The 19,761-nt window shown below is 54.2% G+C and carries 19 protein-coding genes and 1 pseudogene; 12 read left to right on the top strand and 8 right to left on the bottom strand.

Annotated elements, in window-relative coordinates:
* Positions 1 to 9: 9 nt before the first annotated feature.
* Positions 10 to 798, bottom strand: a complete 789-nt coding sequence (locus FHW75_RS12480) for an aspartate/glutamate racemase family protein (RefSeq protein ID WP_088512392.1) — start codon at positions 796 to 798, stop codon at positions 10 to 12.
* 354 nt (positions 799 to 1,152) lie between these two features.
* Between FHW75_RS12480 and FHW75_RS12475 the strand changes: the two genes are divergently transcribed.
* The 4 genes from FHW75_RS12475 to FHW75_RS12460 all read left to right on the top strand — a co-directional run bounded on the left by FHW75_RS12475 (position 1,153) and on the right by FHW75_RS12460 (position 4,486).
* Entirely contained in the window at positions 1,153 to 1,551 is a 399-nt protein-coding gene (locus tag FHW75_RS12475; protein WP_183673770.1) for a RidA family protein, read from the top strand.
* A gap of 17 nt (positions 1,552 to 1,568) precedes the next feature.
* The gene (locus FHW75_RS12470; protein ID WP_183673768.1) at positions 1,569 to 3,149 is read left to right on the top strand and encodes an NAD(P)/FAD-dependent oxidoreductase; all 1,581 of its coding nucleotides are present in this window, start codon (positions 1,569 to 1,571) and stop codon (positions 3,147 to 3,149) included.
* Positions 3,150 to 3,437: 288 nt separating this feature from the next.
* Positions 3,438 to 3,857: a thioesterase family protein gene (locus FHW75_RS12465; RefSeq protein WP_088512395.1), complete on the top strand. Its 420-nt coding sequence runs from the start codon at positions 3,438 to 3,440 to the stop codon at positions 3,855 to 3,857.
* A 20-nt stretch (positions 3,858 to 3,877) separates the two neighbouring features.
* On the top strand, positions 3,878 to 4,486 hold the full coding sequence (locus tag FHW75_RS12460; protein WP_258535892.1) for a TetR/AcrR family transcriptional regulator: 609 nt from the start codon (positions 3,878 to 3,880) through the stop codon (positions 4,484 to 4,486).
* A gap of 40 nt (positions 4,487 to 4,526) precedes the next feature.
* On the opposite strand, the gene FHW75_RS12455 is transcribed toward FHW75_RS12460, so the two are convergent.
* The 3 genes from FHW75_RS12455 to FHW75_RS12445 form a co-directional block, all read right to left on the bottom strand.
* Positions 4,527 to 5,372: an ABC transporter substrate-binding protein gene (locus tag FHW75_RS12455; protein ID WP_183673766.1), complete on the bottom strand. Its 846-nt coding sequence runs from the start codon at positions 5,370 to 5,372 to the stop codon at positions 4,527 to 4,529.
* Positions 5,373 to 5,444: 72 nt separating this feature from the next.
* Positions 5,445 to 6,059, bottom strand: coding sequence for a TetR/AcrR family transcriptional regulator (locus FHW75_RS12450; RefSeq protein ID WP_183673764.1), 615 nt, complete (start codon positions 6,057 to 6,059; stop codon positions 5,445 to 5,447).
* 97 nt (positions 6,060 to 6,156) lie between these two features.
* Positions 6,157 to 6,957, bottom strand: coding sequence for a citryl-CoA lyase (locus FHW75_RS12445; protein ID WP_183673762.1), 801 nt, complete (start codon positions 6,955 to 6,957; stop codon positions 6,157 to 6,159).
* Positions 6,958 to 7,503: 546 nt separating this feature from the next.
* Here FHW75_RS12445 and FHW75_RS12440 point away from each other — a divergent pair.
* The gene (locus FHW75_RS12440; RefSeq protein WP_183673761.1) at positions 7,504 to 8,817 is read left to right on the top strand and encodes an MFS transporter; all 1,314 of its coding nucleotides are present in this window, start codon (positions 7,504 to 7,506) and stop codon (positions 8,815 to 8,817) included.
* A gap of 35 nt (positions 8,818 to 8,852) precedes the next feature.
* Here the strand turns inward: FHW75_RS12440 and FHW75_RS12435 are convergent, their stop codons facing one another.
* Together FHW75_RS12435 and FHW75_RS26790 are read right to left on the bottom strand one after the other, a co-directional pair.
* A complete protein-coding gene (locus FHW75_RS12435; RefSeq protein ID WP_221212510.1) occupies positions 8,853 to 9,644 on the bottom strand; it encodes an FAD-dependent oxidoreductase in 792 nt (263 codons plus the stop codon).
* A gap of 759 nt (positions 9,645 to 10,403) precedes the next feature.
* Positions 10,404 to 10,694: a hypothetical protein gene (locus FHW75_RS26790; protein ID WP_260308768.1), complete on the bottom strand. Its 291-nt coding sequence runs from the start codon at positions 10,692 to 10,694 to the stop codon at positions 10,404 to 10,406.
* 215 nt (positions 10,695 to 10,909) lie between these two features.
* Here FHW75_RS26790 and FHW75_RS12430 point away from each other — a divergent pair.
* The 5 genes and pseudogenes from FHW75_RS12430 to FHW75_RS12410 form a co-directional block, all read left to right on the top strand.
* Positions 10,910 to 11,424: pseudogene (locus tag FHW75_RS12430) on the top strand (twin-arginine translocase subunit TatC); the annotation flags it as partial.
* A gap of 72 nt (positions 11,425 to 11,496) precedes the next feature.
* Complete coding sequence (locus FHW75_RS12425) at positions 11,497 to 12,246, top strand: sulfite exporter TauE/SafE family protein (RefSeq protein WP_183673759.1); 750 nt, start codon at positions 11,497 to 11,499, stop codon at positions 12,244 to 12,246.
* 148 nt (positions 12,247 to 12,394) lie between these two features.
* The gene (leuC, locus tag FHW75_RS12420) at positions 12,395 to 13,816 is read left to right on the top strand and encodes a 3-isopropylmalate dehydratase large subunit (RefSeq protein ID WP_183673757.1); all 1,422 of its coding nucleotides are present in this window, start codon (positions 12,395 to 12,397) and stop codon (positions 13,814 to 13,816) included.
* A 1-nt stretch (position 13,817) separates the two neighbouring features.
* Entirely contained in the window at positions 13,818 to 14,426 is a 609-nt protein-coding gene (gene leuD / locus FHW75_RS12415) for a 3-isopropylmalate dehydratase small subunit (RefSeq protein WP_183673755.1), read from the top strand.
* 51 nt (positions 14,427 to 14,477) lie between these two features.
* Positions 14,478 to 15,173, top strand: a complete 696-nt coding sequence (locus FHW75_RS12410; protein WP_183673753.1) for an RraA family protein — start codon at positions 14,478 to 14,480, stop codon at positions 15,171 to 15,173.
* A 16-nt stretch (positions 15,174 to 15,189) separates the two neighbouring features.
* Here the strand turns inward: FHW75_RS12410 and FHW75_RS12405 are convergent, their stop codons facing one another.
* A complete protein-coding gene (locus FHW75_RS12405) occupies positions 15,190 to 16,107 on the bottom strand; it encodes a LysR substrate-binding domain-containing protein (RefSeq protein ID WP_183673859.1) in 918 nt (305 codons plus the stop codon).
* Positions 16,108 to 16,228: 121 nt separating this feature from the next.
* Here FHW75_RS12405 and FHW75_RS12400 point away from each other — a divergent pair, with 121 nt between their 5' ends.
* Both FHW75_RS12400 and FHW75_RS12395 read left to right on the top strand, forming a co-directional pair.
* Positions 16,229 to 17,548: a 2-hydroxycarboxylate transporter family protein gene (locus FHW75_RS12400; RefSeq protein WP_183673751.1), complete on the top strand. Its 1,320-nt coding sequence runs from the start codon at positions 16,229 to 16,231 to the stop codon at positions 17,546 to 17,548.
* Between the two features lie 501 nt (positions 17,549 to 18,049).
* Positions 18,050 to 18,652, top strand: a complete 603-nt coding sequence (locus tag FHW75_RS12395) for a hypothetical protein (protein ID WP_183673748.1) — start codon at positions 18,050 to 18,052, stop codon at positions 18,650 to 18,652.
* 96 nt (positions 18,653 to 18,748) lie between these two features.
* Here the strand turns inward: FHW75_RS12395 and FHW75_RS12390 are convergent, their stop codons facing one another.
* Entirely contained in the window at positions 18,749 to 19,324 is a 576-nt protein-coding gene (locus tag FHW75_RS12390) for a hypothetical protein (protein WP_183673746.1), read from the bottom strand.
* Between the last annotated feature and the right edge of the window lie 437 nt (positions 19,325 to 19,761).

Here is a 19,761-nt window from a genome sequence, read left to right as displayed (position 1 = left end):
CAAACAGACTTATTTAGTGAACCGTTGACGACGTCCGAAACGCTCACGAACCTCGGCAAATTCTTCTGGACGCTTCTGGGTCATTTGCTCGTAGTAACCGATTCGGCTGATACCGTATGCGCCCATCTGCTTCAGCAGGCCGAGCGACTCCGCCATCTTCAGCGCGAAGGTGTTGGGGTTGAGAATAGTGGGGTCGCGATACTGGCCATTGCTGAGCAGCCATTTCTCTGTTGCTGCAGAAATGATGGTGCAGGACAGAATGACGGCTTCTACACCCCCAACCTCGCGGGCCTTTTCAGACGCAGAAAGCGCGTCACGTGCGACGCCTTCTAGGTCTTTGATCATGTCGGTGATGTGCCAGTCGATGTAGCGCACGTCACGGCACTGCTGCTCAGCCCCATACAGACGCACCAGGTCTTTCATGTAAGCGGCAGATTTCCGGTGGTCGGTGACCAGCAGATAGTCGTAGCCGAAATAGCTGACGTGCTGCATCGCGGCTTCAAGAGGGCCGATGACAGGAATGTCAACCAACTCACGGGCGGCACGAACGCCTGGATCATTGCAGCAACCAATGATCACGGCATCGAAGCCATCTTTCTCAGCCTGGATGACGCACTCGAAAAGCTCCTCTTCGACCAGGTGCTTTGGATACCACCAGTCGCAGTTTTCAGGAACGTTTTCGGTATTGGTGACCACCAGCTCGTTCCCCTGGTTGAGGTACGGCGTCAGTGTTTCAGAGATCAAACCGTTGTAGGCCGGCGTACCGAAGGGGTTGATGAAATTGACACGAACACCCATGAGAAAAGCTCCGCGTTTTTTATGTGCCCCGTCTTGAACGGAGCTTTCGGAAAAACCAACCGGCCGTATTAAAAATTAGACCGTTGAGTCAGTATGATTGAATCCTGCGTCGTGTCAATAGGCCGCAGCGCTCTTGATCAGCCGCTAATCAGACGCCGCTGAGCCCACGGAAGACCGCACCAGATCGCGGCATGGCGCTTCAAATCGGTGCAGTGGAAACTCTTCACGAGCCCCTTGCACGGTGGAGGTCTGTTGTATAGATTATACCCACCGGTCAGTTTTTTAGTATGACGGGACAATCAGACAGAGGTGACTCACACCTCCAAATCCAAGAACCGATGTGAGGAGCAAGGGATGATCAAGGCAGTAAATGTGGGCGCGGGCTTCCCAGGCGTATCCACCGCTACCCTTTCGGGTGAAGGCGAGATTCTCTTCTTGAGCGGCCATTGCCCAACCGATAGCAATGGCGATGTAGTCGAGGGCGACTTTGAAGCTCAGGTTCGAGCCGTATTCGAGAACTTGAAGGCAACCCTCGCCGAGGCCGGTGTGGGCTTTGAAGCAGTCGCCAAGCTCACCACCTACGTCGCGAACTTCGAGCCATCGATGCTTCCCGTCTTCAAGAAAGTGCGAAACTCGTATGTGAACGAGGCGTGCCCGCCAGCGAGCGCCCTGGTCACCGTGCCGATGCTCTACGACCCAGCCGTACTGATCGAAATCGATGGCTTCGCGGTAGTACCACGTCAACCGAAGTAAATAAGCGAGTTGCCAGAATGTCTCAATTCGATGCTGTAATTGTCGGTGCCGGCCATAACGGCCTGGTATGCGCCGCGTACCTGGCCAAGGCTGGGAAGAAGGTCTGTGTGGTCGAAAGACGTAATATCGTAGGCGGAGCAGCCCTCACGGAAGAACTGTGGCCCGGCTTCCACCTTTCGGTTGCATCCTATTGGATGTCGTTGATGCAGCCCAAAATCATGCTTGACCTTGACCTGCCCAAATACGGCGTCGAAGTGATTCCGACCCCTCCCGGTATTCATCCATTCCAAGATGGCTCAGTCGTCACACATTGGGCAGACGTAGACCGGATGTGCGCCGAAATCCGCCGGTACTCAGACAAGGACGCTGACGTCTACCCGGCTTATGTAGAGCACATGAAGAAACTGGTGGGCCATCTTCGCAAGCTGCTGTTTGAGGTGCCTGTTGATATCGCGACGGGCAAGGTAAAAGACCTGACCAAATCAGCCGCCCTGTTGTGGCGTATGAAAGCGGCAGGCCCAATGTTCTACGACATTTGGGATTTGCTGACGCTGAGCTGCCACGACTTCCTGCGCCGCTGGTTCGAGAGCCCTCAGGTGCTCACCATGTTCGGCTGCTACACCTCCGGCAGCGGCGGCAACATTGGCCCTATGGTTCCTGGAACCGCGTATGTGCTCGCGCGCCCTTACTTGCGAGACGGCAACACTAAAGCCGGCCCAGGAGGCCTGGTTAAAGGTGGTATGGGCGCCCTGTCGAATGCCATCAAGCAATCGTGCTTGGATCATGGTGTCACCATCCGCTGCAGCACTCCCGTGAAAGAGATTGTTGTCAAAGACAAACGGGCAGTTGGGGTGCGCCTGGAAAGTGGTGAGATCATCCACGCCAAGTCTGTCGTCAGCAACGCGAACGCGAAGACCTTGTTCCTGCGCCTGCTTAAACCTCAGGATCTGCCGCCGGCGGTCATTGATGCCGTGAAGCGTATTCGCACCAAGGCGAGCACCTTCAAGATCAACATGGCACTGTCCGGTCTGCCCAAATGGCAAGGCCTGAAGGCTTCGGACAATCAGACTCCTGGCTCGATCACGATCGCCGAGAACCTGGAAGAGCTGCAGACCGCTTATGAATCTGCTCAGCACGGTGAGATGGCGAAGCATCCCTATATGTGGATTCTGACCCCAAGCGTGTTCGATCCGACCGCAGCCCCTGAAGGCAAACACACGCTGAGCCTGTTGGGCGGTCACGTGCCTTACGCCCTTCGGGATGGCCGGCCATGGGACGAGACCACGAAGGAGGAGCTCTTTAACATCGTGGTCAATCAGATCGAGCGCTACGCGCCTGGTTTCCGTGAGCTGGTACTGCATAAACAGGTGTTGGTACCGTCTGACCTCGAGGCGATGTTCGACCTCCCGGACGGCCATGTTCACCACGGTGAACTGAGCATCGACCAGATCTTCTTCCGTCGCCCTATTGCCCACTATGCCGACTATCGCTCGCCGATCGCCGGCCTGTATCAGTGCGGTGCATCGACCCACCCTGGTGGTGGTGTCACGGGTGTTCCTGGCCACAATGCTGCCCAGGTCATCCTCAGCGAAATCTAGTTCTTGTTGTGTCGGCTTCCCCCTCTGCTCGTCAGAGGGGGCTTTTTTCTTCCCCCTGTCCCCCTCCTCCGCTCAACCTCTACCTCATTCCTCTCCCCCGGTTTCTCTGGCCACTTACATACGATCCTGCATGCTCTCATAGGCACTTAAATGCCACTGAACCGAGACAGACTAGCAAGATAAAAAAATTGACGTATCGGTCTATAAAACTGACAATGGACATCCAAGGAGCGTGAAGAACCACTTCATTCGCTCTCTATTGCATGCCAGTATCGAGTGGATGACTGAATGGAAATCACGTACCGAGGTGTTGTTTACCCTGCGCAAACGGATGCAATGGGGCACATGACTGTGCAGTATTATGTGGCAGCCTTCGACCAGGCCTTCTGGCATCTGATCCACTCGCTGGGCTATAACGCCGACTGGCGCTTCGAGCGCAAGGAAGGCTGGGCAGATGTTCGCTACGAAATCGACTACAGGGCCGAGCTGAAGGTCGGTGACCTGTTCAAAGTGGCGAGCACGGTTAAGAAAGTGGGCAATGCCTCTATTGTCACTCACCATCAGATGTTCAGCGCCAACGATGAGCTCTGCGCAGAAATCCAAATGACCTCGGTCTATTTCGATCTCGAGCAGCGGACTTCCAAGGCCATACCGAACGCCATCAAAGAAGCAGCCATGAGCAGAATTCAACTGCCTAGCGATCTTTAACCTTAATCCAGGTGGTTACCTTGAATACTGTCGATATGCGCGACCAACTCAAACAAAAAAAACAAGCCTACGTCCAGGACGAGATCCTCTCTTCCGCCGCTACCCTTTTCGCTGACAAAGGGTTCCGTGCCATCACCATCAATGATGTTGCGGCCAGCCTGGGCTACACCAAATCGGTCGTTTACTACTACTTCAAGAACAAGAACGAGATCTTGTGGCAAATCTTCAATCGCATGCACCAGTGCTACGAAGACACGATCGTAGGGATCCTGCAGGAAGACCTGCCGACTGATGAGACCCTTAAGAAGATCCTGTGCCAGCACGCCCTTAATGTGATGCAGCGCAAGGACTGGACGGCGATCTACTTCCGGGACGAAAGCGAGCTTGAAGAAGCGCAGCGCCTGCTGATTCGCAAGCGTAAGCGTGAGTACGACAAGATGATCGAAGGCGTTTACCAGCGTGGCGTGGACGAAGGCTTCTTTAAGCCAGTGCCCACACACATCGCGGTAAGCGGCTTCATGGGAATGTGTAACTGGCTCCACACCTGGTTCGACGAGAACGGCAAGATGACAGCCGAGCAGATCGCCGAAACCTACGTGGACATGATGGCCGGCGGTTACCGGAAATAAAAAAAGCGCCTCACAGGAGGCGCTTTTTGTTTCAGCTCAATTACTGGTCAGCGTAACGAGGCTCGCCGACGTCCGCGCCATCAGCACGCAGGCCCTGGTCGGTGAGCACGCTGCCCAGCTTGCCCGACTCACGCATGCCTTTGATGGTAGCGTTGATGGCCGCACCCAGCTCGGGGTTGCCCTTGCTGTAAATAAACGCCGTTTGGGCTGGATAGACCGACGACTTCACCTTCTCGTCCGGCTTGGCGACCTTGATCTTGATGTCCTTGCCGATACCGCCTTTCTTCTGGCTTTCAGCGCCGATTGCATAGGTGTTGACCGCAGCGTCGATACGACCGCTGTTCAGATCCTGAGAAAGCGCCACAGCGTTCGGATACAGCGACAGCTTGCCACCGTAGAGTTTTTTCAGCTCCGGTACCCAGAGGTAGCCAGTTACGGTACCAACTTTGCGATCTTTAAGCTGATCGAAGGTGTCGGCGCCGTCACGCGAGTAGATGGCGGTCTGCTCCAGGTAGACAGGATCGGAGATGCCCATGACCTTCGAGCGCTCGAAGGTGCGGTACCAGGCGCCCACGGAGATGTCCGAACGGGATGCCACGACGTACTGAATCGAAGCTGCGGAGTCGGTGACGATGTGATTGACCTTCAGGCAGTTGTCCTTGGCGATCTGCTGAATGATTTCCCCGTCCACGCCGCTGAAGCGACGAGCCTGGTCATCATATGCAAACGGTGGCAACACTACCGAGGTAACAGTCAGTTCGCCTGGCTGGATGGTCTTGAAGGTATGCAGAGGCTTGCAATCCTCCGCCACCGCAGAAGCCGAAATGGCCAAAGCCAAAACCGAAGCGCCCATGCCCAGCAGACCTTTAATGCTATTTTTTTTCATCGTCTCACCTAGCTTTTTGGATTAACCGAGGGAACGCGAGCTTCGGCAATGAAGCGTAGCTCGCGTCAACTACTACTTACTCGTCACAGCTTGAAGCACGAATTTCTGGATCTGCCTCACCAGAGAGTCGACACAAAGGTCGCTTCCCCACTCCTTGGTGAGCGCGCCATCCAAGGTGGCGCAAATCGTCCCTGCGGTCAGACGGTCATCCTGGAGATGAAAGACGCCCTTTTTTCGACCAGAAGCGATAACACCAGACAACACCTCTACAACTCGTACTCGGATTCGGTTGATATCCGCCTGCTGATCAACCATGAGATTGCAGGTTTCACGTCGCGACAGGACATAAAGCGAGCGGTTTTCAAGCGCTATGCTCATGTAGGTTTTGACGAAGGCACCGAGCGCATCAATCGCATTACTGCGACCTTTGAGTTCCTTCATGACCGCATGCAACAACAGCGAGTCAAGCTCCTCAATGAAGTCAAACAAAAGCGTCTGTTTGCTCTCAATGTGGTTGTACAAAGAGCCAGCCTGAATTCCTACCGCATCGGCCAATTGTCGAAGGCTGACAGACTGAAACCCCCTAGTAACGAATAATTCCAACGCAGTGCGACGCACAACAAGCGACTTGCATGAGCCGCTTTCAATATTGGCATTGGTGGCAAGCGAACTGGCAAGACTTCCCATATTGATACCACCAACCTCGTACAACTTGATGCCGTTGTACCTAACGAAAGAGTTTCAATGAAAACGCTGCCGCCTGTGAAAGCGGCAGCAGTACCGCTTACAGGCCGCTTTTCGCCAAATCTTCAGCAAAGTTGCGGCGCTCGCGGGCGTAGTCCACCTCACTGTCGCTGATCGCGCGAATACGCACCTTGCTCTGCATTTCCTCGGAAATGTGGGCCACGACACCTGGCATGGTGGAGATGACAGCCAAACCGGTCATCTCTGCTGGGGTGAAGCCCATCTGAGCCAAGATGGCACCCATCATGCCGACTTCGTTGATCACGATCTCAGGCTTGTTGGCCTGGGTGGTAAAGGCCTTGTGCACCGCCTCATACCACTCGCAGATGTCACCCCATACACCGGTTTCGATTGCCAAGGCCTTGAGCTGCTGGGCACGCGGATCGGTATAGCGGAAAACCGGGTGACCGAGGCCTGGCACGCGCTCCTTACGGGCACGCATCCCTTCCACCAAGGCGTTGGCCGAAGCTTCGAAATCGCTTGCGTCTGCCGAGAAGGTAGCGTTCAGGAAGTTGCCAGTCTGGTCTGGGGCCAGCGAATACTCACCAGCGGACAAAACGGCAGTGGCGAGGCCAGCCACCATGGATGGGTTGCTCGAAACGCAGAAGCGAGCAGCGGCAGTGCCTGGTTTCTTCAACGCGTAATCCAATACCGAGCACAGGATGCCGTCGATCATCTTGGATTCGCCAGCATTCGGCAGGCGCCCACGGATCAGCAGGTAAGTGGCCGAAGCGAAGCTCAGCTTGCCGATCAAGTCGCCCAGGTCGTAACCCCGGATGTAGACAGCGGACTCCTCAACATCGCTTACCGAGGTGCTCCAATACCGCTTTTCTGTAGTCATTGCTGGTTCCTATCGAGTGTGCCTGCACCGTCCACTTGGACGATTGCTTGGCTTGACTGTATTCCAGGTATATTTTTTTGTCCAGCGGGTACGTAAAAATGATTGACGGGTCTTGACCGTGCCTGGCAGCTCGGTCAGGCGGCGCCCGAAAGGCGGGGAAGCTGGGCGGACGAAGCAGCCGGAGGTGGATCAGGAAGGAGGACGCATCGGATCTCTGGAAGGCGAGGAGATGCACATACCCAATGTTCAAAACGTTTGACCGGCGGGTTTTTTCAGGTATCTTGCGTCTTCTCAGGACGAGCTCGACACCCGCGAGCAACCATCGAAAAAAATGGTGGTGCTTCGCAGCTTGGCTACATGAGCCTTTGATACATCTGCCCAAATAAATCTAAAGGTACAGCGGATGAATTACGCCCCCTCCCCCATTCAGAATCGATGCACAGTTGACTCCATCCGTTGCTGGCCAACGGAACGCTCTCTCTTACAAGACTAAAAATTTCTACCGCTCTTGCTGCAGTAGTACATAGAGACAACCTGGATATTTACATGGCTCGTTCACAATCGCTTGATGACGCGGTGCTCACGCGCACCCATAAACGTATTTTCCTCTCGGCCTTGGGTAGTCCATTTATTGCCGGCTACGTTCTGAGCTTGATTGGTGTCGTGATTGCCCAGATCACAGGCGAGCTGCAGCTCTCGACAATGTGGGAAGGCCTGATCGCTGCTGCCGCCCTATTGGGTGTGTTCTTCGGCGGCACCCTTGGGGGCTGGATCACCGACAATTTCGGCAGAAAGTTTCTGTACCTACTAAACCCGGTACTGATTTTCGTCTTTTCGGTAACGCACATGTTCGCCGAGACGGCACTCACGCTGTGCCTGCTACGCTTCATCATCGGCGTAGCCGTGGGCGCGGATTACCCTGTGGCCTCCACAATTCTCTCTGAGTTCATGCCCAAGAAACATCGTGCTCCTATGATCGGCGGCCTCGTCATCATGTGGTTTGCGGGCTCTGCTACTGCCTACATCAGCGGTGAGCTGATCATGAGCACCTGGGGTGATGAGAGCTGGAGGATGGTACTAGCAGCTGCAGCCATACCATGTGCCCTGTTCTTTTTCATGCGCCTAGGCAGTCCAGAATCCCCACGCTGGATGGCAGATCGCGGAAACTTGGCGGCAGCTGACCAGATCGTCAAAAGCGTTTACGGCCAGCAATACTCCATCAACGACATGCCCGAGGAAGAAGAGAAGAAACTGTCACTTCGCTCCCTCTTCAGCGCTGGTCATGGCCGCAACATGCTGTTCGTCACGCTTTTCTGGACTTGCTCAATCATCCCCCTGTACGCGGTCAATATCTTTGCCCCCAAAGTCATGCAGGCCCTAGCACTCTCAGGGCGCTGGGCGAGCCTTGGCTCCATCATGATCATGCTGCTCTTCGTTGTCGGATCGATGCTGGCATCCAAAATGCTCAGTATGATGGGCAGGCGCCAATTGCTGATTCAGAGCTTCATAGGCTCGACGATCCCCCTGCTGTTGCTCGGGGCATTCCCAGAAGCCTCCCCCGTCGCTGTGTTGGTGCTATTCAGCGTATACGCCATCTGTATAGGTGGAAGCCAGGTGCTGCTCTTCGTTTACCCGACGGAATTGTTCCCGACTTCCATCAGAGCCTCCGCACTCGGTGTAGGTACCTCGTTTTCAAAGCTGGGCGCAGCTGTGGGAATTTACCTGGTACCAATGTCGGTAGCGTCGTTCGGCATTTCACCAACGATGTATGCCGCAGCGGCAATATCGTTGATCGGCCTGATAGCTACCGTGCTAATGGCACCCGAGACACGATCAAACGGACTCATTAAAACCGCATAACGAAAAAGGGCGCTCAGCGCCCTTTTTTCTTCGATTCAAACACCAGCCCAGGGTATTTCCTGCACTGGTATTTTTTGCCGCAGCTCGTAGCCAGCCCCGGCACCTGGAATGGAAACCAGGTCGGCAACGATCTGCCCCACACCTAGAGCGCAGATTGCATTCACGTCATGCCCTACGGCTACGATTGCGCCCTTTACGTCCTCAGGCCGGCCTACATAGGGTTTACCAATAGGCGTAACAGGGACATCCACCAGATCATCGCCAGCGCCTACGCGCTCTTCTTTTAGCCCCAAATCAAGGTTCAGAGAGCCCTCAAACCTGGAGCTGAGTACGCCTGCAGCTACGACGGTTTCATCTGCCAGGAACTGCCCAGCCTTGGTAGAAACTCCGACCACTTTATCCCCTGCCATCAGAAGCTCAGTTACTTCGAGATCTTCAAAAATCCGCCCACCCCGATCGTTCACGATATTCCTCAAATCCATAAGCATCTCATGCATGGATAGCTCATTACTCAAGGTTCCTCGACGCACGCTGTTGGCGGTGATCGTGGACTGAGAGGTGAAGCAGAACCGGCTCACTAGGCGCATGTTGTAACCAAGATCCTCGAACAGGGGGAACAGCAGTTCCTTCCCACGCTTGGCCAGCTCCGAGCTCTTGCCACCACTACCGAGGCAATCAACAAAGGGGGTACGAGGCCCTTTGGTGCCAACCTTCGATTGCTCAATCAAGGTGACCCTCATCCCGGCTTTTTGCAGGAAGTAGGCAGAGCAAATCCCAACGGCTCCCCCTCCGATGATGATCACATCCAGTCCAACGTATTTATCCACAGCGCGTACCTCGTGGTTGCCAGTGCCGGTATGTCCCGCAATCGGCTTCACGGAGCTCCAAAACGGAACATACCCTAAAGACTTTTTTGCGTACCCTTCGGTCAGTATTTGGATTTGAGCCCGCCCTGTCAATAAATTCGAGCATGGCGGGATGACCCGAGCAGACAAATGGTGAAAGGAGGCAGGGATGAGACATCGTGGAGCAGTATTCTGGGCTTGGGCCGCCCCCGTATTCCCATAAAGAGGTGCTCGCGGATGGAGCACGGCTTGATGTTCAGGCCAGGCTAGCCTGCACAGGCGACACCAAGTTCGTCATCGGGATTTACGAACCTTCGGGCCTGGCCCGGGTGAAGAGGCTTACGCCAGGCGGCCCGGCGAGACGACTACGAGGGCCATGGCCTGGGGCGCGGGAAGAGGCCGCGCGCTTGCTGACATTGGAGCAGTGAGGGCAACAGAGCCAGCACTCATCCAGAGTTGAGAGAGGTCGCATATCATGGTCGGTCACATTGCCGAGTGGGACGCGGATCTGGAGCTTCTGGGACAAATAGCCGACGAGCTTGAACACCAAGTTGCACCCTGCCCCACTACCCGACCGATGCTGATCGCGTGGCTGGTGGAATGGACTCGAAGCCTCGACGCGTTGAGCGAAATCAGACGAGAGATGCCACGCCTTCCCCACGTTTTGAAGTCGGCGAACAGCTAGTGGAATCACCTGGGTGGCGGCCAGTAGTAAATGCCGCCCCAGCCGTTACATAATCCTTATGCCACTTGCCGTTCAGCAGGCTGCTGATTGGTCGCAATGCAGCGTGCATGACCTACTCCCCACGCCAGCGCTCGAGTCATAGACTCACCTGGGCGCGAGTAGAAAGCTTCCTCATGCAGCGCCATCCCAGTCCCGACATACACCCCGATGAACAATTGGGTGTTGCCCGTGCGCGACAGTCGCACTTGGATGTCCATGGTCGTCCCATCGTCCAGCGTCTCATCGTGAGACCTGTGGTGAAGCGTGGGGTCTGCCCATTTCCAGAAAACATCACCGCCAATCCGCATGCCGACCTCCTACGACTTTAGTCTTATTTGTGGGGTGCTCTCACCATAGCGCAGCGAAGCGGCAAGGCAATCACCGGCGAGCAGATAATGCCTTGGCAATATGACGGGATGTGACGAGTTGCAAAATTGAAGGACGGCAGTCTCAGCACACCTCTGGTAAGCCACGGATTTTGAAGGTCTTCAAAGACTCATTCTGAGCGTCTAGCTGGCCCACGCCGGGGCTGCATCGCCATGCAAAACGCATCGCCATCGAGCATCCTGCCGTTCCGCGCCGGCATCGCCTTCGCCTATTCCCTGGTGTTCCCGCTGATGTTTAGCTTCTGCGCCAAGTCAATACCTGAAGGCGTGTCGAAGATGACCGACATCGACAGCTACCTCGATTTCGTCATGACGCTGTTCTCCGCATTCGGATTCCGGTGGCCGTAGTGTTGCTAGTAGGCGTGGTCGACGTGAAGACCTGAACAAGATCCGCCCGTACCTGATCGTCGGCTGCTTCGTAGTCGGGATGATCCTGACGCCACCGGACATTTTCTCAGAGACCTTGCTGGCGCTACCGACGTGGCTGTTATTCGAAATAGGCGTCAACTTTGGCAGACTGATCCGTAAGCGTAACAATTTCTACGAAAACGCTGCTGAAGCCCAGCTCCATCGCATATTTAAGAGATCCTTATCCAACCTCAATTCCCATTTCATGCACGTCCTATTCACGAAGAATGCGTTCATGAGTTGATTTGATCACGGCATCCTGCGTTTCTCTGGCCAGCGGACTTCCACTTGCCTACTGACTCATATGGTTTGCTGCATGATCAACTTCGCATTTGACTTCGTTTTTGGCGTTCTCATGGGCGCACTGGGTGGATTTTTCGGAATTGGCGGAGGCCTTGTCGCCATTCCCCTCATGACCCTGATCCTGGGCCTAAGCCAGACCATGGCTCAGGGGACTGCTTTGGTCATGATGGTTCCGAACGTCGCCCTTGCACTATGGAGGTATCAGCAGATAAGCCCCATCCGCTGGTCGCTTGCGCTCCCCTTGGCAGCCATGGGCTTCATCACCGCAGGTATTGGTGCACGAGCAGCGGTGCACCTCGACCCTCTGTACATCCGAATGGGTTTCGCAATACTTATGCTTGGCCTCGCAGCGCTCACCTTGCTCAGGAACCGCATCTCTCATCGGGGCACTAAACCCAAGGCTCAACCATCTCCCCTCCGATTAGGCGCACTTGGGTCTGGCTGTGGGGTTCTAGGTGGCTTTTTCGGAGTGGGTGCTTCCGTAGTGGCAGTTCCTGTCCTCACTGGTGTTTTCGGCCTCAGCCAACTGGCTGCGCAGGGCATGGCCCTTACGCTCGCGCTCCCCAGCACCATGATTACGTTGGCGACCTACTGTTGGGATGGCCATGTAGATTGGCCTATGGGCCTTGCCATGGCATTAGGAGGACTGTTGAGTGTAGGTTGGGGTGTGAAATGGGCCTATAGGGTTCACGAGCGTCACCTTCGGATTTTGTTCGCCGTTTTTCTGGTGGCATCCGCAACCATGCTGTTTATCAAAGGCTAAAGTGGTTGATTCACGAATCGTGCACCAAAGGTATTTACTTGGCATCTTTATTTAGAAATTTGACTCGATAAGCTGACACCACCACTGCTCGCCAGTGATCGTGATGCCTGCGGGCTGCATCAATAACAATATCGGGTACAAATTTGCCATGAATACCCCAAAGACGCTTTATCAAAAACACATCGACTCCCACACCGTTTGTGAGCTGGATGATCAAGGGCACGTGCTCCTTTACATTGATCGCCAGGTTGCGAATGAATACACCAGCCCTCAGGCATTCAGCGGCTTAAGGGAAGGAGGTCGCAAGGTTTGGCGCCCTTCGGCAACCCTCTGTGTAGTCGACCACGTAAACCCGACCGCGCCTGATCGAATCTCCGCAATGCCTGACGCAGGTGGAACCCTGCAAGTCAATTACTTCGAAGAAAACTGCCGCGATTTCGGTATTGAACTGTTCGACGTCCTAGACAAGCGCCAAGGTATCGAACACGTTGTAGCGCCAGAACAAGGATTCATCCTCCCTGGCATGGTGGTGGCGGCAGGTGATAGCCACACAACCACATACGGTGCACTGGGAGCATTTGGCTTCGGTATCGGCACCTCCGAGATCGAGCATCTCTTGGCGACGCAAACGCTGGTGTACAAGCGCCTGAAAAGCATGCGTGTAACTGTCAACGGCACCCCTGGGCCTGGTCTGGTTTCCAAGGACATCATCATGGAACTGATTCGCCAGATCGGTGCCTCGGGCGCGACTGGCTACGCCATCGAATTCACTGGGCCTGCGATCACCGCCTTGAGCGTCGAAGCTCGAATGACTATCTGCAATATGGCAGTCGAAGCCGGAGCTCGCGGAGCTTTCATGGCCCCGGATGAAAAAGTGTTTGCTTATCTGGCTGACAAGCCACGTGCGCCGAAAGGGGCCGTATGGGCTCAGGCAGTTGAAAGCTGGAGGTCGCTTTACACAGACCCTGGTGCCGAATTCGACTTGGAAGTCCGTATGGATGTAGCAGACCTACAGCCGATGGTTACCTGGGGTACCAGCCCTGATCAGGCTGCTGCGATTTCTGACAAAGTGCCCGACCCTTTGGAGCAGCCAGACTTGATCCTGCGCCGTGACCTGGAGCGAGCACTTCGCTACATGGATCTGCAACCAGGTACTGCACTCAGTAGTATCAAGATCAGCCATGCTTTCATTGGTTCTTGCACCAACGCTCGAATCGAAGACCTCCGCGATGCGGCACGTGTAGTTAAAGGGCGGAAAGTAGCCGAAGGTGTACGTGCAATGATCGTCCCAGGCTCCACGCTAGTGCGTGACACTGCAGAAGCCGAGGGGATCGCCCAGATCTTCCGAGAAGCAGGCTTCGAGTGGAGACAGTCCGGTTGCTCAATGTGCCTTGCCATGAATGACGATGTACTGAGCGCCGGTGATCGCTGCGCCTCAAGCACCAACCGCAACTTTGAAGGCAGGCAGGGTCAGGGTGCACGCACCCACCTCATGAGTCCCGCGATGGTTGCAGCAGCGGCTGTAACTGGCCACTTGGTCGATGTTCGTTCCTTGGTATTGGAGGCCTGATATGCAACCGTTCAACAAAGTAGCGGGCATTGCCGCACCCATCCTGGCTGCAAACGTCGATACCGACGTAATCATGCCTAAGCAATTCCTCAAAGGGATTGACCGTAATGGCCTCGACCGTGGGGCGTTCTTCGATTTGCGATTCTTGGCCGACGGTTCGCCGAATCCCGAGTTTGTCCTCAACCAAGCGCCTTGGAACGAGAGCAAATTCCTAGTGGTAGGCCCTAACTTTGGTTGTGGGTCAAGCCGCGAACACGCCGTCTGGGGGATGAAACAGTTAGGGATCCGAGCCCTCATCGGTACGAGTTTCGCAGGCATCTTTTACGACAACTGCCAGCGCAATGGCGTGCTCACCATCCAACTGTCTCCGGCAGAACTCAAAGAGCTGGGCGCCATGGTCAGTAAGCCGGCGACCGCAAAAATCGCCGTTGATTTGGAGGAGCAGTACATTCTCCTGTCGGATGATCGCCGCATCAGATTCGAGATCGACGCGCTGAGGAGGGATGCGCTTCTCCAGGGACTTGACGCAATCGGCAGTACGCTTGTCCGAAGTGAGCAGATCCGTCGCTTTGAGGAACGTCATATGCAAGCCAACCCGTGGTTGGCCTGACCCTCAGTCGTCAGCCGCCCCAAATGGGGGACGGCATCTGGAGATGTTCGAATGCTTAACGTAATAAATGACGGGGAATGGCCTACGGGGTATCGCATCAATCCCTCCCCTCCACCTCTCGAGGAAAAATGGCGAGAAGCATTTGAAGGGATGCCTTCAGCAATCGTCAGCGACTGTTTGGGACGAAATACAGGCGGCCTGGGGCTTAAGCCATATCACGGATTCCGTCATCTTAGCGGGAGCGCCCTGACCGTCAGGATTCGACCGGGAGACAATCTGCTGTTGCTTAAAGCCATTCAGATGGCGCGTCCCGGTGATATCTTGGTCGTTGACGGGAGTGGAGATCTCAGCCGTGCCGTGATCGGCGGCATCATGCGAGCCATGGCCATCAAAGCCGGTATTGCCGGAGTGGTTGTCAATGGTGCTATCCGAGACAGGGAGGAGTGGATGGGGGGAGAACTCCCCGTGTTTGCATTGGGATACGTACACCGAGGGCCAAGTACGGACGGCGGTGGCGAAATAAACGTACCGGTCGCATGTGCTGGCATGATAGTGAATCCTGGTGATTTGATCGTGGGCGATGCCGACGGAGTGGTGGCAGTGGGCGTGGACGAGCTGCCGAATGTCTACGCCAGGTGCACGGAGCTGCTCGACAGAGAGGCGAACATCCTTAAATCCATTGCAGCCGGCACTCTTGATCCCAACCGATTTGATGAACAGCTTCGTGACAAAGGTTGTCCTGTCTAGGGTTTGAGACGCTCATTCAATCAGCTCGCAGCCGGCTGAAGCTGGATTCAAGGAACTCGACGCATACCCGCAGCTTGGCGGAATCCGCCAAGCGTGTCGGGTAGACCGCCCATACGTTCGCACTCTGACTGTAGTCGTGAAGCACTTGAACTAGGCGGCCTTGCTCTAGGAGAGGCTTAACATCCCACATCGACCTCAGCAACAATCCACGGTGATTTAGGGCCCACTGCAGCACGATTTCACCGTTATTGGAGGAAAGCCGGCCATTGACACGAACGGTTTCTTCTTTCTCTGACTTGAGCAGCTTCCATACACCGTAGGGATTGTTTCTTTCCTTTAGTACCAAGCAATCATGATCCGCTAGATCACTAAGTTTTTCTGGCGTTCCTCGCTGCGCGAGATACTCTGGCGTGGCACATATCACTCGCTTATTGGCAACGAGCAGTCGACTGATATGGTTTTCTGGAATGTCGTCACCAACCCTTATCTCTAAATCAAATCCTTCACCAACGATATCAACCACCCGGTCAAATACGTCAAGCTTAACTTCCAGATCAGGATATGCGCTCGAAAGCTCAGCAACCGCTGGAGCCACATAATTCCGACCAAAACCGAAGCTGCTACAGATGTGCAACAAGCCTCTGGGGGCTTTTCGTACCTGGCTCAAATCGCCCATAAACTCGTCAAGGTTATCCAAGATCCGAACCGCCCATTGCTGAGCTCTAACCCCAGAGTCAGTGAGAGCGATTCTGCGAGGGCTCCGGTGAAGTAGCCGCGTCCCCAGCGTCTCCTCCAAAATTTTAATGCGCTTGGTCACATATGCCGGCGATTGGTCAAGCTCCAGGGCCGCGCCTGAGAAGCTCCCCACACGAATCACCGTAAGGAAAACCCGAAGGTCATCAGGCAGTGGTGTCACTTCATGATTCGTGTTCATAGCGTGCATAGAAGGGCCGTTTCTTTACGATTCTGCTAAGGATAGCATTTTACCAGATAGGAAATTGCCGTGATCTCTGGCAGCAAGCCTCCTCACACAAAAATAAACAGAGGAATTCAAAATGACCCTCGCAACCCAAGCAATGCCAACGCGGCGTCGGTTTACCGCACTCATGGAATATGAAATTGGCGTGATCCCGCTGCCCTATTTTCTCGGTATCGCCCTGATCGTTTTCCTTTCAGCCCATTTAGGCTACCTCCCCAAGACAATGATTGGCGGCCTAGCAGTTATCATGACTATGGGTATGCTACTTGGCCAGGTGGGTCAACGGTTGCCTCTGCTCCGAGACATAGGCGGCGGCGCGATTTTGTGCCTCTTGTTACCCTCTGTATTGGTCTATTACGGCTTCTTCGGTAGCACCACGATTGATGCCACCAAGATGCTAATGAAGGATGCCAACTTCCTTTATTTTGTAATTGCAAGTCTTGTCGTAGGAAGCATCCTGGGTATGAACCGGACAATTCTTGTCCAGGGCATGATCCGGATGTTCGTTCCACTTGTAATAGGCACCCTCGCAGCGGTGGCAGTGGGTTTAGCTGTAGGCGTAAGCTTCGGCTATACCGTTCACCACACCTTTTTCTACATCATTGTCCCGATCATTGGTGGTGGTATTGGTGAAGGTATCCTTCCACTCTCTCTTGCGTATTCACACATCCTCGGCGGAGCCCCAGAACAATATGTCGCACAGTTGGTGCCTGCTGCAGTCGTAGGCAATATCGTCGCCATCATCTGTGCAGGCACTCTGGCTCGCTGGGCTGCTCGTAAGCCAAAAATAAATGGTGACGGCCAACTGATTCGTGCCCGAGAGGAAAATGACGCATTCAAGGAGGAAGTCGAGGATGACAGCGCTATCGACTTCCGCTATATGGGTGCTGGTGTGTTGCTCATCTGCGCGTTCTTTGTTTTAGGGGGGCTGCTCGAGAAAGTTGTGCATATCCCAGGGCCGGTAATGATGATCCTGGCTGCTGTAGTCTTTAAATATGTTCGTGCTCTACCTGAAAAACTAGAAAAAGGGAGCAAGAAATTTTATAAGCTCATTTCCACTGCCTTCATCTGGCCAGTAATGATCGGGCTTGGAATGCTCTACGTACCTCTTGATAGCGTGGCAAGTGTCTTCTCTGTTGGTTACGTAATGGTATGCGCCTCAGTGGTACTCGCCATGACAGCGGCAGGGTTCCTCATCGGCAATCTATTGAAAATGTTCCCGGTCGAGTCGGCCATCGTCACCTGCTGCCACAGTGGGTTAGGCGGTACTGGAGACGTCGCTATCTTGTCTGCCTGCAACCGTATGCAACTGATGCCTTTTGCTCAGATCTCGACTCGCATTGGCGGCGCTGCCACTGTAATCGGTGCTACATTGCTGCTAGGCATCTTCAGCTAACAAGTCCCACCCACCAAATTTGAGTATTACGTACATGCCATCGCCACCTGGCCACGCACCAGATGGGGGTGGCATGTGCGTATCCCACATTTGAGATCTCCTCTTGGTAGACCAGCTGCGTTGGCTTTCTTCTCATCCGGATTAAACATGCCCGAAGCCCCTGCAGGCTAGCTATGCAACTGACGCCTGAATGACTCGGCGAACGGATGGAAGGGGGCAAGTGAGCGCGGGATGTCGATGAGGACAGGGCTGTACGGAGGCTCAGACGGTAACTGGTTTCCACAAACGTAGGGGGGGGCGAGCTCTCACACCCTCCCCGCTGCATCTTCCACCAAACGTAAGTAGTCAGCGTCACCATGAGCGGAATATCCATGGAGCTCGTCAATCACATCCATGCCCAACGAATCTGGCCTCGCTCAGTACCATTTGAGCTAAGTTGAAGATTTGTAAGCTCAGACGCGGTGCTCGATTGCATCAACGCCTTTTAATGGGAGAGGAGTTATGCCAAGGCTGACACTAGGAGATGTGGTTGAGGTCGTTTCCAGAGCCGGAGCGCCAAAAGCCAACAAGGTTTCAGAGATCAAGAACAGACCGCCATACAGCCCGGTTACGGATTTCTACAAGGCTCTTCGGGAGGGCATTGTTGCTGTCCATGAGAAGGGAGGAGATAAAGGCGAGCTCAAGTCCATCCTCGCTCGGATCAGCGACCAGAAAAAGCTAAGCAATTATCCTCGAGCGATCAAAGGCTATGAGAAATGGTGGGGGCGAAAGCAGATCGAATGGCACGCACCTTATGCCGTGACCTACCAGGTAGGTGACATCGACATCTCAGTTAAACCAGAGCTTGGCCTGATGGTCGACGGGGTGCCTCACTTCGTCAAGCTGTACCTCAAAGACGAAAAACTGCAGAAGCTGAGGATTGATGTAGTGCTCGCCCTAATGGAGCACTCTCTGAGGCCAGACGCTCCAGATGGCTGTTGCATGGCCATACTGGACGTGAAAAACAGCAAGATGTTCGCCGGCCCAGGCCACGCCGATCCGAAACTTCTTTCGATGGTTAATGCAGAGATGGCATACGTGTCAGCGTACTGGGGCCAACTGTGATGAGCGTGAGCTATACCCAGTAATAGGGGGTCGTGCCATATACCTAATGCGCCCCGGAGTGGAACGTCCCTCTCCGGAACGCATGGGCAATCAAAATCAACTCATGCTTTTAGCTTGCTTTGCTGCCAAAAACGCGGCAGTCCATAGCTGATCGGCCAGCCATTCAGCTTCAGTGGGGGTAATGATCCAGGCGACCCACCCAAATTTGAGCATGATTGCATCCTTGTGGGGCATGATCGAGACGTCGTAAACGGCCTGCCTCTCGTCCACAAAAGTGACAGACGGATCGGGATCCTGAAATCTGCCACTGGCAACATAATTGGGCCCAAAACCTTGATCGTCCAGCTTGTCACTTCCAGGCTTTGGGGTTGATCGATTTATTACGATGAGTTGAGTCCAGATACCAATTGAGTCGAGAAGCTTCAGAGTGTTCCTATCATAGGAGTTCGTTAATGACACTCCCAGGTGCCCGATTGCCTGTATCAGACATGCAGCCACTTGGTGCGCTTGATATGGCGTAAATGCAACGCGAAAATCATGCAGAAGTGCCTCTACGAGGCCAGTGTCCTTGAGGCTTACTGAAGCACTGTAGGTCTCAGCAGTATCAAGAAATTCGAAAGTCGAGGACGCGATAAAGGAGGTTGTGGAATTGCAGCATTGGCGATTGGTCATAACGCTCTCAAGATATTACCTTACCTATCCAAAACGGTAGGACTCGGCAAACCTTGAGTGAAAATCTTGGTATTTCTGAATTTTTTCCTTTAGCGGCTGGCCATGCCGCGAGGCCACTGACAACATCAAACTGAAAACGAAAAAAAGCCCCAGTTAAGGGGCTTCTATACGCTTCTCGATAATCCATACCGTTGATAGCGCCTTTCCATGGAGATCGGAGGTCTTACAGAGATCCTGCAGTGTCCGTGAGCGCTCCACTTTAAGATGGCGCCAGTATAATCATCTGGATTCTTGCAAGTCAATATATTTCGCACGCCCTTCAATATCACACCTTATCAACGGTCGAGCAAAAAATATAAGGACTCATGTCGTTAAGAGTATGCTGTAGATATCCTGTTAGATCTGAAATGAAGCGTTTTTTTAACGCCGCAGCTAAA

It is taken from the genome of Pseudomonas sp. OG7 (assembly GCF_014192825.1).
GTDB lineage: Bacteria > Pseudomonadota > Gammaproteobacteria > Pseudomonadales > Pseudomonadaceae > Aquipseudomonas > Aquipseudomonas monteilii.
This window is presented reverse-complemented; position numbering and strand designations above follow the sequence as displayed.

Bases quoted from the DNA above. Each gene is read 5' to 3' on its own strand.
- FHW75_RS12480 (WP_088512392.1), bottom strand. From the start codon at position 798: ATGGGTGTTCGTGTCAATTTCATCAACCCCTTCGGTACGCCGGCCTAC.
- FHW75_RS12475 (WP_183673770.1), top strand. From the start codon at position 1,153: ATGATCAAGGCAGTAAATGTGGGCGCGGGCTTCCCAGGCGTATCCACC.
- FHW75_RS12470 (WP_183673768.1), top strand. From the start codon at position 1,569: ATGTCTCAATTCGATGCTGTAATTGTCGGTGCCGGCCATAACGGCCTG.
- FHW75_RS12465 (WP_088512395.1), top strand. From the start codon at position 3,438: ATGGAAATCACGTACCGAGGTGTTGTTTACCCTGCGCAAACGGATGCA.
- FHW75_RS12455 (WP_183673766.1), bottom strand. From the start codon at position 5,372: ATGAAAAAAAATAGCATTAAAGGTCTGCTGGGCATGGGCGCTTCGGTT.
- FHW75_RS12450 (WP_183673764.1), bottom strand. From the start codon at position 6,059: ATGGGAAGTCTTGCCAGTTCGCTTGCCACCAATGCCAATATTGAAAGC.
- FHW75_RS12445 (WP_183673762.1), bottom strand. From the start codon at position 6,957: ATGACTACAGAAAAGCGGTATTGGAGCACCTCGGTAAGCGATGTTGAG.
- FHW75_RS12440 (WP_183673761.1), top strand. From the start codon at position 7,504: ATGGCTCGTTCACAATCGCTTGATGACGCGGTGCTCACGCGCACCCAT.
- FHW75_RS26790 (WP_260308768.1), bottom strand. From the start codon at position 10,694: ATGCGGATTGGCGGTGATGTTTTCTGGAAATGGGCAGACCCCACGCTT.
- FHW75_RS12425 (WP_183673759.1), top strand. From the start codon at position 11,497: ATGATCAACTTCGCATTTGACTTCGTTTTTGGCGTTCTCATGGGCGCA.
- leuC (WP_183673757.1), top strand. From the start codon at position 12,395: ATGAATACCCCAAAGACGCTTTATCAAAAACACATCGACTCCCACACC.
- leuD (WP_183673755.1), top strand. From the start codon at position 13,818: ATGCAACCGTTCAACAAAGTAGCGGGCATTGCCGCACCCATCCTGGCT.
- FHW75_RS12410 (WP_183673753.1), top strand. From the start codon at position 14,478: ATGCTTAACGTAATAAATGACGGGGAATGGCCTACGGGGTATCGCATC.
- FHW75_RS12405 (WP_183673859.1), bottom strand. From the start codon at position 16,107: ATGAACACGAATCATGAAGTGACACCACTGCCTGATGACCTTCGGGTT.
- FHW75_RS12400 (WP_183673751.1), top strand. From the start codon at position 16,229: ATGACCCTCGCAACCCAAGCAATGCCAACGCGGCGTCGGTTTACCGCA.
- FHW75_RS12395 (WP_183673748.1), top strand. From the start codon at position 18,050: ATGCCAAGGCTGACACTAGGAGATGTGGTTGAGGTCGTTTCCAGAGCC.
- FHW75_RS12390 (WP_183673746.1), bottom strand. From the start codon at position 19,324: ATGACCAATCGCCAATGCTGCAATTCCACAACCTCCTTTATCGCGTCC.